General features: G+C 35.4%; 2 pseudogenes. Both read left to right on the top strand.

Annotated features, from left to right (window positions below):
* Positions 1 to 128, top strand: a pseudogene (locus LQ622_RS14895) (IS6 family transposase); the annotation flags it as partial.
* Positions 129 to 188: 60 nt separating this feature from the next.
* Positions 189 to 563 (top strand): annotated as a pseudogene (locus LQ622_RS14890) (IS256 family transposase); the annotation flags it as partial.
* Positions 564 to 613: the final 50 nt, after the last annotated feature.

Here is a 613-nt window from a genome sequence, read left to right as displayed (position 1 = left end):
TCAATACGGCAAAAAATACACTCAAAGGCATTGAATGTATTTACGCTCTATATAAAAAGAACCGCAGATCTCTTCAGATCTACGGATTTTCGCCATGCCACGAAATTAGGGATATGTTAGCCAGTTAAGGGAACAACGACATGATAAAATGGTAGTTAGCTATATTTTTCTAACTTTGCAACAGAACCCCTAAAAAAAATTCAAAATCTTTCAGAGAAGCTGTTAAAGGAATTTTTAAGTTCACAGATATTAACTTAGCGCGTGAGGCTAAAAATCGATTGATTCATGATTATATCGATCAACCAAAATATTCAAAAGCTTGCGCATCATTGGATGATGGATTCGAAGACGCCTTTCAATATACCGTACAAGGAAATTCCCACAATCGACTAAAGAGTACCAATCTAATTGAACGACTGAATCAAGAAGTACGCAGAAGAGAAAAGATTATTCGCATCTTCCCCAATCAAACATCAGCCAATCGCTTAATTGGAGCCGTTCTTATGGACCTACATGATGAATGGATTTATTCTTCAAGAAAATACATCAATTTTGATAAGTAGAAATGGTAAAAACATTGTATAGCATTTTACACAGGAGTCTGGACTTGACT

It is taken from the genome of Mammaliicoccus sp. N-M50 (assembly GCF_022386995.1).
Classification (GTDB): Bacteria; Bacillota; Bacilli; order Staphylococcales; family Staphylococcaceae; genus Mammaliicoccus; species Mammaliicoccus sciuri_A.
Note: the sequence above shows the minus strand (reverse complement) of the source record. Positions and strands in the feature narration are given on the sequence as shown.